The organism is Massilia sp. 05N420, assembly GCF_056397205.1.
The window spans coordinates 1-13,925 of the sequence record NZ_JBFTMX010000028.1 but is presented as its reverse complement, the minus strand read 5'-3'; the positions used below and the strand labels follow the sequence as shown (position 1 = coordinate 13,925).

The following is a 13,925-nucleotide window of genomic DNA, read 5'->3' as shown; positions in this document are numbered from 1 at the left end:
CGACGTTGGTAATGCTGGTACTACGCTAATAGCAGCTTTATTTGATACGAACGATGTCGGCACCAACCGCCGACAGCTTGGCTTCCATGCGGTCGTAACCGCGGTCCAGATGGTAGATCCGGTCGACGATGGTGGTGCCCTGGGCGGCCAGGCCGGCGATCACCAGCGAGGCCGAGGCGCGCAGGTCGGTGGCCATCACCGGTGCGCCGACCAGGCGGCCGACGCCACGCATGAAGGCGGTGTTGCCCTCGATCGAGATCTGCGCGCCCAGGCGGTTCAGTTCCTGCACGTGCATGAAGCGGTTCTCGAAGATGGTCTCGGTCACGCGGCTCGGGCCGTCGGCGATGGTGTTCACCGCCATGAACTGGGCCTGCATGTCGGTCGGGAAGCCGGGATACTCCGTGGTGCGGAAGGACACCGGGCGCGGACGGCCGTCCATGCGCGCACGGATGGCCTGGCCTTCCACCGTCAGTTGCACGCCCATCTCGCGCAGCTTGTCGATGGCGACGTCGAAGATGTCGGTGCGGGTATTGACGATGCGGATGTCGCCGCCGGTCGCCGCCACCGCGCAAAGAAAAGTAGCGGCTTCGATGCGGTCCGAGATCACGGCGTGCCTGGTGCCGTGCAGGGCGTCGACGCCCTGGATCACCAGGCGGTCGGTGCCGATGCCCTCGATCTTCGCGCCCATCGCCACCAGCATGTTGGCGAGGTCGGTCACTTCCGGCTCGCGCGCGGCGTTTTCCAGCACGGTCTCGCCTTCGGCCAGCACTGCGGCCATCAGCAGGTTCTCGGTGCCGGTCACGGTGATCATGTCGGTCAGGATGCGCGCGCCCTTCAGCTTCGCGCATTTGGCGTGGATGTAGCCGCCTTCGATCGTGATCTCGGCGCCCATCGCGCGCAGGCCCTTGATGTGCTGGTCGACCGGACGCGAACCGATCGCGCAGCCGCCCGGCAGCGAGACCTTGGCTTCACCGAAGCGCGCCAGCATCGGTCCCAGCACCAGGATCGAGGCGCGCATGGTCTTCACCAGCTCGTACGGCGCTTCGAGCTTGTCGATGCTGGCGCCGTTCAGGGTGACGTTCTCGCTGTCGTCCCCTTCGCCCTGGGTCACCTTCAGGCCGGTCTGCGCCAGCAGCTTGAGCATGGTGCGCACGTCGTGCAGGCGCGGCACGTTCGACAGTTCGAGGTCGCCCGAGGTCAGCAGGCCGGCGCACAGGATGGGCAGCGCGGCGTTCTTGGCGCCCGAGATGACGATGTCGCCGTTCAGGCGCTTGCCGCCGGTGATCTGGAGCTTGTCCATGGATTATCCTTGCTTAGTTGGCAGCAAATTCTTCGGGGGTCAGGGTCTTCATCGACAGCGCGTGGATCTCCTCGCGCATGCGGTCGCCGAGGGCGGCGTAGACGATCTGGTGGCGCTGGATGCGGCTCTTGCCGGCAAAGCTGGGGGACACGATGACGGCGCTGAAATGCTGGCCGTCGCCCTCGACTTCGAGGTGGGTGGTGTCCAGGCCGGCCTTGATGTAGCCGTGGATGAGTTCAGGTGTGGTAGCCATGATGCGCAGTGAATTTTGGATAAATCTTAATGACGCAGCTTGTAGCCGCGGCGGAGCAGGTTGATGGCGACGCCGGCCAGCACGATGAAGAACACGGCGACGATGGCCAGGCTGGTCCAGGGCGAGACATCAGACTTGCCGAAGAAACCGTAACGGAACCCGTCAATCATATAAAAGAACGGGTTGAAATGCGAGACTGCGAGCCAGAACGGGGGCAGTTTCTGGATCGAATAGAACACACCGGCCAAAAATGTTGCAGGCATGATCAAAAAATTCTGGAACGCGGCCAGCTGGTCGAACTTCTCGGCCCAGATGCCGGCGATCACGCCCATCGTGCCGAGGATGGCCGCGCCCAGCAGGGCGAACACGACGATCCACAGCGGGAACACGAAGGACAGGTGGGCGAACCAGGCGGTGATGATGAACACGCCGGCGCCCACGCACAGGCCGCGCACGATCGATGCCGTCACGTAGGCGGACAGGATCTCCCAGTGCGACAGCGGCGGCAGCAGGATGAACACCAGGTTGCCGGTGATCTTGGACTGGATCAGCGAGGACGAGGAGTTGGCGAAGGCGTTCTGCAGCACGCTCATCATCACCAGGCCCGGGATCAGGAAGGCGGTGTAGTCGACACCGGCGAGCATCTGCACGCGGCCTTCCAGCACGTGGCCGAAGATCAGCAGGTAGAGCATCGAGGTGACGACCGGCGCGGCGATGGTCTGGGTGGCGACCTTCCAGAAGCGCAGGATCTCTTTGTAGAACAGGGTGCGGAAACCCACGGAGAATACATTCATCGGATGGGTGCCCCTTCCATGATCTGGATAAAGATGTCTTCCAGGTCGGCCTGCTGCAGCTGCATTTCGTCGATCACGGCGCCCGATTCGCGCAGGCTCGCCAGGATGCCTTCGACGTCGGCGTACTCGTTCACGCGCAGGGTGTACTTGTTGCCCTGCCCATTCGGCTTCGAGGCGTCGTCGTGCGCATCTGCTTCATCGTGCGCGACCAGATGGCGCAGGCCTTCCGGCAGCCCGCCCTGCTTCAGGTGCACGATCAGCGAGGAGCCCGACACGCGGCGCAGCAGCTGCGACATGGTGTCCAGCGCCACCACGTTGCCGGTCTTGAGCATGGCCACGCGCTGGCACATGGCCTGCGCTTCTTCGAGGTAGTGGGTGGTCAGGACCACGGTGTGGCCCTCGCGGTTCAGGCGCGAGATGAACTTCCACAGGGTCTGGCGCAGTTCGACGTCGACGCCGGCGGTCGGTTCGTCCAGCACGATCACGGGCGGTTTGTGGACCAGGGCCTGGGCCACCAGCACGCGCCGCTTCATGCCGCCGGACAGGGCGCGCATATTGACGTCGGCCTTGGCGGTCAGGTCGAGGTTTTCCATGACCTCGTCGATCCACTTGTCGTTGTTCTTCAGGCCGAAGTAGCCGGACTGCAGGCGCAGGGTCTCGCGCACCGTGAAGAAGGGATCGAACACCAGCTCCTGCGGCACCACGCCGAGCGCCATGCGGGCCGAACGGAAGTCCTTGACGACGTCGTGGCCGTGGATGCGCACACTCCCGACATCGGGCCGGATCAGGCCCGCGATGCAGGAGATGAGAGTGGTCTTGCCGGCGCCGTTCGGGCCAAGCAGGCCGAAGAATTCGCCTTGTTCGATGGTCAGGGAAACGCCCTTGAGGGCCTTGAAGCCCTTGTAGCTTTTCTCGACGCTGTCAATCTGGATGGCTGTCATGCGAAAGTGGCCGCGCCGGACGGCGGACCATGCAGGGGAAACGAGCCATTATAGAAGAAATCGTCATGACGGGTCGGCGTGAGCCCATCCGTCATGAAGCGGCGGTCACGCCCGGCCGATCAGGCCATCGACACCATACAGGCGCGCCAGCGCATCGACGTTGGCCGGCACGTTGACGAAACTGAGCTTGCGCCCCTGCGCCTGGGCGCGGCGCTGCCAGGCCAGCATCAGGGCCAGGGCCGAGGAATCGGCGGCGCGCACGCCACCGAGGTCGAACACGGTCGCGCCGGCGGACAGCGCCGCGCAGCCCTGCTCCAGCGCCGCCTGGGCGTTCTGGAAGGTCAGGGCATCCAGCGACAGCATGGGATTGGACTCCGCCATGCTTACTTCTGCGGCGCCTTCAGCGGCTTGTTGGCCAGCTGCTGGTTACGGTCGTGCAGCTTCTTGATCAGGCCGTCGATGCCGCCCTTGCCGATCTCGGAAGCGAAGGTCGACTTGTAGGTCTCGACCAGCCAGGCGCCCATCACGTTCAGGTCGAAGATCTTCCAGCCCTGCGGGGTCTTGCTCAGGCGGTAGTTCAGGGTGATCGGCTCGCCGCGGGTCAGGTTGACCTGCGACTTCACCTCGACTTCGGTGTCGGCCGGGTCGGCGCGGAAGGGCTTGAACTCGATGGTTTCGTTCTTGATCTGCGAGAGCGCGCCGGAATAGGTGTAGATCAGCAGCTGGCGGAATTCTTCCGACAGTTGCTTCTGCTGTTCCGGGCTCGCCTGGCGCCAGAAGCGGCCGGCCGCCTGCGACGTCATCTTGTCGGAATCGACGTACGGCAGGATCTTGGTGTTGACCAGGTCGATGATCTTGCGGCTGTTGCCGGCCTGGATGTCCTTGTCGGCCTTGACGGCGTCGATCACGTCGGTGCTGACGCGCTTGACCAGCAGGTCCGGCGCTTCGCTGGCGGCCTGGGCCGGGGCAGCGATCACGCTGGTGGAAAAGGCCGCCACGGCGGCAGTCACGATCAATTGTGCGATAGGCTTCATACGCTTCCTTTGTCTTGGTTATCCCGTTAACTACTTCTGGACCGGTTCGGATGACACAGGGGCCGGCACCGGCGGATTATTCGGCGCCGAATCCTGTTTTGCCGGGGTTTGGTCCTGGCTGGCCGGCGCGGCGTCGTCGCCCGCGTCGTCCGGACGCGGCGTCTTCTTCACGCCCAGCTTTTCCTGCACTTTTTCCTGCACCTTCTCGAGCTTTTCATGCACCTTGTCGGCACGCTCCTGGGCCTTGTCGGTATCCAGCACCTTGCTGTTACGGCGCTGCAGGTAACCGTCGCGGATGAATTCGTAGCGGTCGAGGGCAGCGTCTTCCAGCAGGTTCGAGGCGTCCAGCACACTGGCGCGCTGGTCGACGGCGCGCAGCAGGATGCCGCCGTTACGCCACGGGATATCGTTCACGTGATCCCAGGGATCGCCCCAGAAGTCGCCCGGCAGGGCAATGGTGTCGCGCACCGTAGATGCGCCCAGAATCGGCAACATCAAGTAGGGGCCGCTTGGGACGCCCCAGTAACCCAGGGTCTGGCCCAGGTCTTCGTTGTGCTTGCGCAGGCCGGCCGGGGTCGCGATGTCCAGCACGCCGACCAGGCCCAGGGTCGAGTTCACGGCAAAACGGGTGAAGTCGTTCAGGCCGTCCTGGCCCTTGAGCTGGGCAAAATTGTTGACCGAGCTCCACAGGTCCGACAGGTTGCCGAAGAAGTTGCCGACACCGGTCTGCACGAAGTCCGGGGTGTAGTTCCGGTAGAAAGTCGCGGTCGGCTTCAGGGCGGTACGGTCGACCGCGTCGTTGAAGCTGAACATTGCCCGGTTGAACTTCTCGAAGGGGTCCTTCGGATTGGTGGCGGTCGCGCAGCCGCTCAGCAGCACGGCAGCGCCTGCCGCCAGTGCCAATGCGTTACGAATGCTCATTTGCTGTTGCCATCCTTTCCTTCGGCTGCTTTGCTATAAATAAATTGGTTGATCAGGTCTTCCAGCACCGCGGCGGACTGCGTGCGGGTGATACGGTCGCCATCCACCAGGTTGTTGGTGTCGCCGCCCGCTTCGATGCCGATGTACTGTTCGCCCAGCAGACCGGAGGTCAGGATCTTCAACGAACTATCTTTCGGGAACTTATAGGCCGGGTTCAAGTCGAGGCGAACCAGGGCCTGGAAGCTCTTGTCGTCGAAGCTGATATCGCCGACGCGGCCCACGACCACGCCTGCGCTCTTGACGGGCGATTGGGGCTTGAGGCCACCGATGTTGTCGAACTTGCCGACGATCGCATACGTCTTGCTGAACGAGATAGTGCTCATGTTACCTGCCTTGAGGGCCAGGAAAAGGAGCGATACCGCACCCAACAGCACGAAAAGTCCGACCCAGACGTCAATAGATTTGCGATGCATAAGATTTCCTAATATATGTAGGCGTTAAATCAGCCAGTCTTCTAAATTATTTGTTGAACATCAGCGCGGTCATGACGAAGTCGAGGCCCAACACCATCAGCGACGCGATCACGACGGTGCGCGTGGTCGCGCGCGACACGCCTTCCGGCGTCGGCTGCGCTTCATAACCCTGGAACAGGGCGGTGAAGGTGACCGCAATGCCGAACACGAAGCTCTTCAGGACGCCGTTCATGATGTCGCGGCGCACGTCGATATTGCACTGCATCTGGGACCAGAACGCGCCTTCGTCCACGCCGATCAGCTGCACGCCGACCAGGTAGCCGCCGATGATGCCGATGGCGGAAAAAATCGTGGCCAGCACCGGCATGGCGATCACGCCGCCCCAGAAACGCGGCGCCAGCACGCGCTGGAGCGGGTTCACGGCCATCATTTCCATTGCCGACAGCTGCTCGCCGGCCTTCATGAGGCCGATCTCGGCGGTCAGCGAGGTGCCGGCACGGCCCGCGAACAGCAGCGCGGTGACCACCGGACCGAGCTCGCGCAGCAGCGACAGCGCCACCAGCTGGCCGAGTTTCTCGTCGGCGCCGAACTGGCTCAGCGTGTAATAGCCCTGCAGGCCCAGCACCATGCCGACGAACAGGCCGGACACGCCGATGATCAGCATCGAATAGTTGCCGATGAAGTGGACCTGCTCCGAGATCAGCGCCGGGCGCTTCAGCGCGCCGGGCAGCCTGCCCAGCAGCTTGACGAAGGAACGGGTGACGAAACCGGTGCGGGCGATCGTGTCCAGCACGAAGGCGCCGATGAAGCCGAGGAAGCGCGCGATCATCGCTTGGCCTCCAGGCCCAGGTCTTCGGCCAGCGATTTGCCCGGATAGTGGAAGGGTACCGGACCGTCCGGCTGGGCGTTGACGAACTGTTTCACGTAGGGATCGGACGAAGCACGCATTTCTTCCGGCGTACCCTGGGCGACGATTTTTCCGCCGGACAGGAAATAGACGTAGTCGGCGATGCTGAAGGTTTCGTTGACGTCGTGCGACACCAGGATCGAGGTCGAGCCGAGGGTGTCGTTCAGGTTGCGGATCAGGTTGGCGGTCACGCCCATCGAGATCGGGTCGAGGCCGGCGAAGGGCTCGTCGTACATGATCAGTTCCGGGTCCAGCGCGATCGCGCGCGCCAGCGCCACGCGGCGCGCCATGCCGCCCGAGATCTCGTTCGGCTTGAGCTGGGCCGCATTGCGCAGGCCGACCGCGTTCAGGCGCATCAGCACCAGGTCGCGCAGCACTTCTTCCGGCAGCTCCGTGTGTTCGCGCAGCGGGAAGGCCACGTTCTCGAACACGGTCAGGTCGGTGAACAGGGCGCCGAACTGGAACAGCATGCCCATCTTGCGGCGCAGGCGGTAGAGGTTTTCCGTGTCGAGCTGATGAACGACTTCGCCGTCCACCGCGACCGTGCCGCGCTGGGGACGGATCTGGCCGCCGATCAGGCGCAGCACCGTCGTCTTGCCGGAGCCGGAACCGCCCATCACGGCGATCAGCTTGCCGCGCGGGAAATCCATGCTCAGATTCGACAGGATGGGGCGATCTCCATACGAAAAATGCAGATCGCGGATTTCGACAAGGTTGGACACAGTGGAATTTGGTATTTGGTGAATCTCGTATTGTAGTGCAGAAACGTCAATCCCTGCTGGAGACGGCCCAATTCCAGCGTACTTATCGACGTGATATTACAACACTACTGAACAGTGAGTCAGATATTTTCCTCACGTAAGTATTTGTTTTAAATGAGATATGCATACCTGAGATTGTTGCGTTTTGCTAAAGATTATTAACAAATTCCCCATGGAAACGAATACTTTGTATGCGAAGCAAGCCTGACGATTCCCCTTCGCGCGAGGGCATGGACTACCCGGATTTTCGGGCGCATCATGGGCTTGAACTTACCCGGGAGGCCAACGTGAACGCCAAGGCCCTGATCCACATCCAGCACGACGCCATCGATATGGAAGGCATGCTGGAACTTCCCCACGAAGCGCTGGGTGTCGTCCTGTTCGCCCATGGCAGCGGCAGCAGCCGCCTCAGTCCGCGCAACAACTACGTGGCCCGTATCCTGCGCGAGGCCGGCATCGGCACCCTGCTGCTCGACCTGCTCAGCGAGGACGAGGAAGCCGATTCCTATCACCGCTTCGACATCGCCCTGCTCACCCTGCGCCTGCGCAGCGCGGCGCGCTGGCTGGCGCGCGAGCCGGCAACGGCGAAGCTGCCGCTGGGACTGTTCGGCGCCAGCACCGGCGCCGCCGCCGCGCTGCGGCTGGCGGGCGAGCCCCACCTCGGCGATCCCTACCTGGGCCAGCCGCATCCCGGCCCGCCCTACCTGTCGATTGCCGCCGTGGTCTCGCGCGGCGGCCGGCCCGACCTGGCCGGCATCGCGGCCCTGCACGGCGTGACGGCGCCGACCCTGCTCATCGTGGGCGGCAACGACGACGCCGTGATCGACCTGAACCGGCAAGCCTTCGCCCAGCTGCGCTGCCCGCGCGAACTGGCCATCGTGGCCGGCGCCACCCACCTGTTCGAGGAGCCTGGCACCCTGGAGGAAGTGGCGCGGCTGGCGGCCAACTGGTTCGTCGGGCACTTTGCCCGCAAGACGGCATGAGTCCTGCTGCGATACCGCTGCGCCTGCTGTTCGGCGGCGACCTGATGCTCGGGCGCCTGGCCGGCGAGGCCATGCTGCGCGAGGGTGCGCAGCATCCGCTGGGCGCGGTCGCGCCGCTGCTGCGCGAGGCCGACCTCGCCGTCGCCAACCTCGAGTGCGCGATCTGCGAGCCGGGAGAGCGCTGGCACGGCGCACCGAAAGCCTTTTATTTTCGCGCGCCGCCGCTCGCCGGCGAGGCGCTGCGCGAGGCCGGTGTCAGGCTGGTGAGCCTGGCGAACAACCACATCCTCGACTACGACGTGCAGGGTTTGCTGGAGACCGTCCGCATCCTCGACGCCAACGGCATCCTCCACACGGGCGCCGGCGCCGACCTGGCGGCCGCATCGGCGCCGGTGATCGTCGAGCGCAAGGGCGTGCGGATCGGCATGGCCGCCTTCTGCGATCACCAGGACGATTTCGCCGCCACCCAAGACCACCCCGGCATGGCCTGGCTCGGCCTGCACGACGAGGCCGCTGCCGTCGACGCCTTCGCCCGCGCGCTGGCGCCGCTGCGTGCGGAAAGCGTGCGCTGGCCCATCCTGTCGCTGCACTGGGGGCCGAACATGGCGAGCGCGCCCGACCAGCGCCAGCGCCGTCTGGCCCGGGCCGCGATCGAGGTCGGCTGGAAGATCGTGTTCGGCCACAGCGCCCACGTATTCCAGGGCGTCGAGCTGTACGAAGGCTGCCCGATCCTGTATGCGGCCGGCGACCTGGTCGACGATTACGCCGTCGATCCGGGCTTTCGCAACGATCACCAGCTGCTGTTCGCGCTGGAGTTCGGAGACGACGCGCTGGAGCGGATCGTCATGCACCCGCTGTTCATCCGGCATTGCCGGGCGTTCCCGGCGAACAGCGCGCAGCGGACCTGGATCGCCGAGCGCATGCGTGAGCTGTGCGCGGCCCTCGGCACCACGGTCCAGGTCGAGGGCGACCGCCTGGCGATCTACTTGAGCACCACCCGCGAGACGACCGGAAAGTGGTCGGAGGGATAGCGCCTGTTGAAGGAGTCGCCCAGCACCGCGTACTTGAGGACGTCGAAGTGGCGGTCGACGAAGATGTAGTCGATCCTGTCGGTGGCAAGCCTGTCGATGTGAAAATCGTTGAAGGTGCCGGCCGGACCATAGGGCGGCGCCTTGCTGGCCTGGTAGGCGTCGCGCAGCGCGGTCGACATGGTGCGGATCTGCACCGTGTCCGGCGTCGAGTTGAAATCGCCGACGCAGATGGCCGGCTCGCCGTGGGCGATCTCGGCGATCTTCTTCAGCATCAGATCGGCCGAGGCGCGGCGGGCCTGCTCGCCCTCATGGTCGAAATGCACCGAGAAGACATACAGCACGCGCGAGCTGGCGCGGTCGCGCAGGCGCGCCCATGAGGCGAGGCGATGGCAGCACCTGGCGTCCCAGCCGAAAGAAGGTCGGCCGGGCGTTTCGCTGAGCCAGAAATCCCCCTTGTCCAGCAAGGCGAAACGGCTCTTGCGGAAGAAGATCGCCGAATGCTCGCCGGCGTCCTTGCCGTCGTCGCGGCCGACGCCGACATGCTCGAATTCGTCCATCTGCGCGAGGTCGGCGATCTGGCCGGACAAGCCTTCCTGGGTGCCGAGGATGTCGAACTCGTGGTAGCGGATCAGCGCCTTGACCATCTCCCTGCGGGCGGGCCAGGCATTGGGGCCGTCGCCGGGGTTGTCGTAGCGGAGGTTGTAGGTGGCGACATTGTAGGTGGCGACATTCAGCGGCGCCGAGGCCTGGGACGCCGCCCACGCGGCGGGCCCGCAGAGCATGGCGAGCAGCAAAAGGATGGTCTTCATACGGGAGAGTTAAGCACATCCTGCTGCCGATGGCGCGGGAATGGCCGGGCAGGGGCGCAGTTTATCGCCCTCCACTAAACGACAAAGCGGCCCCGCAGGGCCGCTTCTCACGTGAGCTTGATACCGCCGCTCAGCGCGGCAGTTCGGAAGAACCCATCAGGAACTCGTCCACGGCGCGCGCGCACTGGCGGCCTTCGCGGATCGCCCACACCACCAGCGACTGGCCGCGGCGCATGTCGCCGGCCGCGAACACCTTCGGTACCGTGGTCTGGTACGAGGTCTCGCCGTCGACCGTCGCACGGGCATTGCCGCGCGCATCCTTCTGCACGCTGAAGGCATCCAGCACCTGCTGCACCGGTGCGACGAAGCCCATGGCCAGCAGCACCAGGTCGGCCTTCAGCTCGAATTCGGTGTTCGGCACTTCGATCATCTTGCCGTCTTTCCACTCGACGCGGCAGGCGATGACCTTTTCGACCTTGCCGCCCTTGCCTTCGAAGCGCTTGGTGGCCACCGCGAAGTCGCGCTCGCAGCCTTCCTCGTGCGAGGACGAGGTGCGCAGCTTGGTCGGCCAGTAGGGCCAGACCAGCGGCTTGTTTTCAATCTCGGGCGGCATCGGCATCAGTTCGAACTGGGTGACGCTGGCGGCGCCGTGGCGGTTCGAGGTGCCGACGCAGTCGGAACCGGTGTCGCCGCCGCCGATCACGACCACGTGCTTGCCGGTGGCCTTGATCTGGTCCTTCACCTTGTCGCCGGCGTTCACGCGGTTCTGCTGCGGCAGGAAATCCATCGCGAAGTGCACGCCCTTCAGCTCGCGGCCCGGCACCGGCAGGTCGCGCGGCTGCTCGGCGCCGCCGGCCATGATGACGGCGTCGAAGTCCTTGACCAGGTCTTCCGGGAAGATGGTCTCGCGCGCCATATTGCTGACCGTGGTCGGGAAGTCCTTGCCGATCAGGGTGCTGGTGCGGAAGGTCACGCCTTCCGCCTGCATTTGCTCAACCCGGCGGTCGATCAGGCCCTTCTCCATCTTGAAGTCGGGGATGCCGTAGCGCAGCAGGCCGCCGATGCGGTCGCTCTTCTCGAACACGGTCACATCGTGGCCGACGCGCGCCAGCTGCTGGGCCGCGGCCAGGCCGGCGGGACCCGAGCCGACGATCGCGACCTTCTTGCCCGTCTTGAGGGCGGCCGGCTGCGGCACGATCCAGCCGTTTTCCCAGCCGGCGTCGGCGATCTTGCGCTCGATCGACTTGATGCCGACCGGCTCGTTGTTGATGCCCAGCGTGCAGGCGGCCTCGCAGGGTGCGGGGCAGATCCGGCCCGTGAATTCCGGGAAGTTGTTGGTCGAATGGAGGTTCTCGACGGCGTTGCGGTAGTTACCGTGATAGACCAGGTCGTTCCAGTCGGGGATCAGGTTGTTGACCGGGCAGCCCGTGTTACAGAAGGGGATGCCGCAATCCATGCAGCGCGCGCCCTGCACCTTGGCCTGCTCGTTGCTGAGCGTCAGCGTGAATTCCTTGTAGTTCTTCAGGCGCGCGGCGGGTTCCAGGTGGTCTTCTTCCTGGCGCTGAAATTCCATGAAGCCGGTGATTTTACCCACAATATTTTCCTTATCAATTCCGTCGATTCAGCCGTCGCCCCCGCGCAGGCGGGGGTCCAAGTTTGCACGCGTATCGTCAGCGCTCGCAGAACTTGGATTCCCGCCTTCGCGGGAACGACGGTATTCAGGCAGCCAACTCGATCTTGTCGTTCGCCTCTTCCATGCTGGAGTTGTGCATCTCCTCCAGCGCGCGCTTGTATTCGGTCGGGAAGACCTTCACGAACTTGCCGCGGCTGGCGGCCCAGTCGTCCAGCAGGTTGCGGGCGCGGGTGGAGCCGGTGTGCTTGAAGTGGCGTTCGATCAGGCGCTTCAGGATCGCTTCGTCCGACTCGCGCTCGCCGTTGCGGGTCTGGGCGTGCCAGGACGACTTGTCGCCCTGCTCCTTGGTGGACAGCACGCGCTCCAGGTTCACCATCGTCGTATTGCACTTCTGCTCGAACTCGCCCTTCGGGTCGTACACATAAGCCACGCCGCCCGACATGCCGGCTGCGAAGTTGYGGCCGGTGTCGCCCAGCACGACCACGGTACCGCCGGTCATGTATTCGCAGCCGTGGTCGCCCAGGCCTTCGACGATGGCCGTCGCGCCCGAGTTACGCACCGCGAAGCGTTCGCCGGCCACGCCGTTGAAGAAGGCTTCGCCGGCGATGGCGCCGTACAGCACCGTGTTGCCGACGATGATGTTGTCCACCGCCCAGCCGCGGAACTCGGTATTCGGACGCACGATGATGCGGCCGCCCGACAGGCCTTTACCCACGTAGTCGTTGCCCTCGCCCACCAGGTCGATCGTGATGCCGGCCGCCAGGAAGGCCGCGGCCGACTGGCCCGCCGTGCCCTGCAGCTGGATGTGGATGGTGTCGTCCGGCAGGCCGGCATGGCCGTAGCGCTTGGCGACTTCACCCGACAGCATGGTGCCGACCGTGCGGTTGACGTTGCGCACCGGCGAGATGAAGGACACGCGCTCGCCACGCTCCAGCGCCGGCTTGGCCTGGGCGATCAGCTTGTGGTCCAGTGCCTTGTCCAGGCCGTGGTCCTGGCCTTCGCTGTGCAGCAGGGCCTGCGGGCTGGCGGCCTTCGGCTGGTAGAAGATGTTGCTGAAGTCCAGGCCCTGCGCCTTCCAGTGCGTGATGGCGCGGTTCTGGTCGAGCAGGTCGGCGCGGCCGATCAGCTCGTCGTAGGTGCGGATGCCCAGCTGGGCCATGATCTGGCGCGCTTCCTCGGCGACGAAGAAGAAGTAGTTGACCACGTGTTCCGGCTTGCCCTGGAACTTGGCGCGCAGCTCCGGATCCTGGGTTGCCACGCCCACCGGGCAGGTATTCAGGTGACACTTGCGCATCATGATGCAGCCTTCGACCACCAGCGGCGCGGTGGCGAAGCCGATTTCGTCGGCGCCCAGCAGGGCGGCGATGACGACGTCGCGGCCGGTGCGCATCTGGCCGTCGGCCTGCACGCGGATGCGGCTGCGCAGGCCGTTCAGCACCAGGGTCTGCTGGGTCTCGGCGAGGCCCAGTTCCCACGGCGTGCCGGCATGCTTCACCGACGACAGCGGCGAGGCGCCGGTGCCGCCGTCATGGCCGGCGACCACCACGTGGTCGGCCTTGGCCTTCGAGACGCCGGCGGCGACGGTGCCGATGCCGACTTCCGACACCAGCTTCACCGAGATCGACGCGTTCGGGTTGGCGTTCTTCAGGTCGTGGATCAACTGGGCCAGGTCTTCGATCGAGTAGATGTCGTGGTGCGGCGGCGGCGAGATCAGGCCGACACCCGGCACCGACACGCGCAGCGACGCGATGTACTCGGACACCTTGTGGCCCGGCAGCTGGCCGCCCTCGCCCGGCTTGGCGCCTTGCGCCATCTTGATCTGGATCTGGTCGGCCGAGGCCAGGTACTCGGCGCTGACGCCGAAGCGGCCCGATGCCACCTGCTTGATCTTCGAGCGCAGCGAATCGCCTTCCTGCAGCGGGATGTCGGCAACCACGCGGTCCGAGCCCAGGATCGAGGCCAGGGTCTCGCCCTTGGCGATCTTGATGCCCTTGAACTCGCCCTTGTAGCGGCGCGGATCTTCGCCGCCTTCGCCGGTATTGCTCGTAGCGGCGCGGATCTTCGCCGCCTTCGCCGGTATTGCTC

At 64.9% G+C, this 13,925-nt stretch carries 15 protein-coding genes; 2 read left to right on the top strand and 13 right to left on the bottom strand.

Going from position 1 to position 13,925, the window contains the following annotated elements; genetic code table 11:
• Positions 1–37 precede the first annotated feature (37 nt).
• The 10 genes from murA to AC1DIX_RS18085 form a co-directional block, all read right to left on the bottom strand.
• The gene (gene murA, locus AC1DIX_RS18130; protein ID WP_477326242.1) at positions 38–1,300 is read right to left on the bottom strand and encodes a UDP-N-acetylglucosamine 1-carboxyvinyltransferase; all 1,263 of its coding nucleotides are present in this window, start codon (positions 1,298–1,300) and stop codon (positions 38–40) included.
• Positions 1,301–1,313: 13 nt separating this feature from the next.
• The gene (locus AC1DIX_RS18125) at positions 1,314–1,553 is read right to left on the bottom strand and encodes a BolA family protein (protein WP_441935255.1); all 240 of its coding nucleotides are present in this window, start codon (positions 1,551–1,553) and stop codon (positions 1,314–1,316) included.
• A 26-nt stretch (positions 1,554–1,579) separates the two neighbouring features.
• Positions 1,580–2,347: an ABC transporter permease gene (locus tag AC1DIX_RS18120; protein WP_441935254.1), complete on the bottom strand. Its 768-nt coding sequence runs from the start codon at positions 2,345–2,347 to the stop codon at positions 1,580–1,582.
• Positions 2,344–3,288 carry an ABC transporter ATP-binding protein gene (locus AC1DIX_RS18115; RefSeq protein WP_441935253.1) on the bottom strand — a complete coding sequence of 315 codons (945 nt, stop codon included), beginning with the start codon at positions 3,286–3,288 and terminating at the stop codon, positions 2,344–2,346. Before AC1DIX_RS18115 ends, AC1DIX_RS18120 begins: the two co-directional genes overlap by 4 nt.
• A 105-nt stretch (positions 3,289–3,393) precedes the next feature.
• Complete coding sequence (locus tag AC1DIX_RS18110; RefSeq protein ID WP_441935252.1) at positions 3,394–3,669, bottom strand: STAS domain-containing protein; 276 nt, start codon at positions 3,667–3,669, stop codon at positions 3,394–3,396.
• A 2-nt stretch (positions 3,670–3,671) separates the two neighbouring features.
• Positions 3,672–4,322: an MlaC/ttg2D family ABC transporter substrate-binding protein gene (locus tag AC1DIX_RS18105; protein ID WP_441935251.1), complete on the bottom strand. Its 651-nt coding sequence runs from the start codon at positions 4,320–4,322 to the stop codon at positions 3,672–3,674.
• Between the two features lie 30 nt (positions 4,323–4,352).
• Positions 4,353–5,243, bottom strand: a complete 891-nt coding sequence (locus AC1DIX_RS18100; protein ID WP_441935250.1) for an MlaA family lipoprotein — start codon at positions 5,241–5,243, stop codon at positions 4,353–4,355.
• Complete coding sequence (gene mlaD / locus AC1DIX_RS18095; RefSeq protein ID WP_441935249.1) at positions 5,240–5,716, bottom strand: outer membrane lipid asymmetry maintenance protein MlaD; 477 nt, start codon at positions 5,714–5,716, stop codon at positions 5,240–5,242. Before mlaD ends, AC1DIX_RS18100 begins: the two co-directional genes overlap by 4 nt.
• Positions 5,717–5,762: 46 nt before the next feature.
• On the bottom strand, positions 5,763–6,545 hold the full coding sequence (mlaE, locus tag AC1DIX_RS18090; RefSeq protein WP_477326239.1) for a lipid asymmetry maintenance ABC transporter permease subunit MlaE: 783 nt from the start codon (positions 6,543–6,545) through the stop codon (positions 5,763–5,765).
• Positions 6,542–7,345: an ABC transporter ATP-binding protein gene (locus AC1DIX_RS18085; RefSeq protein ID WP_441935247.1), complete on the bottom strand. Its 804-nt coding sequence runs from the start codon at positions 7,343–7,345 to the stop codon at positions 6,542–6,544. The genes mlaE and AC1DIX_RS18085 overlap by 4 nt, the downstream gene beginning before the upstream one ends.
• Before the next feature lie 371 nt (positions 7,346–7,716).
• Here AC1DIX_RS18085 and AC1DIX_RS18080 point away from each other — a divergent pair, with 371 nt between their 5' ends.
• Both AC1DIX_RS18080 and AC1DIX_RS18075 read left to right on the top strand, forming a co-directional pair.
• Positions 7,717–8,367: a dienelactone hydrolase family protein gene (locus AC1DIX_RS18080; RefSeq protein ID WP_442121290.1), complete on the top strand. Its 651-nt coding sequence runs from the start codon at positions 7,717–7,719 to the stop codon at positions 8,365–8,367.
• On the top strand, positions 8,364–9,398 hold the full coding sequence (locus tag AC1DIX_RS18075; RefSeq protein ID WP_477326237.1) for a CapA family protein: 1,035 nt from the start codon (positions 8,364–8,366) through the stop codon (positions 9,396–9,398). The genes AC1DIX_RS18080 and AC1DIX_RS18075 overlap by 4 nt, the downstream gene beginning before the upstream one ends.
• Here AC1DIX_RS18075 and AC1DIX_RS18070 read toward each other — a convergent pair.
• The 3 genes from AC1DIX_RS18070 to AC1DIX_RS18060 form a co-directional block, all read right to left on the bottom strand.
• Complete coding sequence (locus AC1DIX_RS18070) at positions 9,350–10,207, bottom strand: endonuclease/exonuclease/phosphatase family protein (protein ID WP_477326235.1); 858 nt, start codon at positions 10,205–10,207, stop codon at positions 9,350–9,352. The two genes, AC1DIX_RS18075 and AC1DIX_RS18070, sit on opposite strands and share 49 nt — an antisense overlap.
• Before the next feature lie 130 nt (positions 10,208–10,337).
• Positions 10,338–11,801, bottom strand: a complete 1,464-nt coding sequence (locus tag AC1DIX_RS18065) for a glutamate synthase subunit beta (RefSeq protein WP_477326233.1) — start codon at positions 11,799–11,801, stop codon at positions 10,338–10,340.
• A gap of 124 nt (positions 11,802–11,925) precedes the next feature.
• Positions 11,926–13,925 (bottom strand): glutamate synthase-related protein (locus AC1DIX_RS18060; protein WP_477326231.1); only part of this gene is annotated, 2,000 nt, incomplete at its 5' end.

Excerpts from the sequence above, each read along its gene's own strand:
- mlaE (WP_477326239.1), bottom strand. The coding sequence starts at position 6,545 with ATGATCGCGCGCTTCCTCGGCTTCATCGGCGCCTTCGTGCTGGACACG.
- AC1DIX_RS18120 (WP_441935254.1), bottom strand. The coding sequence starts at position 2,347 with ATGAATGTATTCTCCGTGGGTTTCCGCACCCTGTTCTACAAAGAGATC.
- AC1DIX_RS18105 (WP_441935251.1), bottom strand. The coding sequence starts at position 4,322 with ATGAAGCCTATCGCACAATTGATCGTGACTGCCGCCGTGGCGGCCTTT.
- AC1DIX_RS18100 (WP_441935250.1), bottom strand. The coding sequence starts at position 5,243 with ATGAGCATTCGTAACGCATTGGCACTGGCGGCAGGCGCTGCCGTGCTG.
- AC1DIX_RS18075 (WP_477326237.1), top strand. The coding sequence starts at position 8,364 with ATGAGTCCTGCTGCGATACCGCTGCGCCTGCTGTTCGGCGGCGACCTG.
- AC1DIX_RS18080 (WP_442121290.1), top strand. The coding sequence starts at position 7,717 with ATGGAAGGCATGCTGGAACTTCCCCACGAAGCGCTGGGTGTCGTCCTG.
- murA (WP_477326242.1), bottom strand. The coding sequence starts at position 1,300 with ATGGACAAGCTCCAGATCACCGGCGGCAAGCGCCTGAACGGCGACATC.
- AC1DIX_RS18110 (WP_441935252.1), bottom strand. The coding sequence starts at position 3,669 with ATGGCGGAGTCCAATCCCATGCTGTCGCTGGATGCCCTGACCTTCCAG.
- AC1DIX_RS18070 (WP_477326235.1), bottom strand. The coding sequence starts at position 10,207 with ATGAAGACCATCCTTTTGCTGCTCGCCATGCTCTGCGGGCCCGCCGCG.
- mlaD (WP_441935249.1), bottom strand. The coding sequence starts at position 5,716 with ATGCATCGCAAATCTATTGACGTCTGGGTCGGACTTTTCGTGCTGTTG.
- AC1DIX_RS18125 (WP_441935255.1), bottom strand. The coding sequence starts at position 1,553 with ATGGCTACCACACCTGAACTCATCCACGGCTACATCAAGGCCGGCCTG.
- AC1DIX_RS18115 (WP_441935253.1), bottom strand. The coding sequence starts at position 3,288 with ATGACAGCCATCCAGATTGACAGCGTCGAGAAAAGCTACAAGGGCTTC.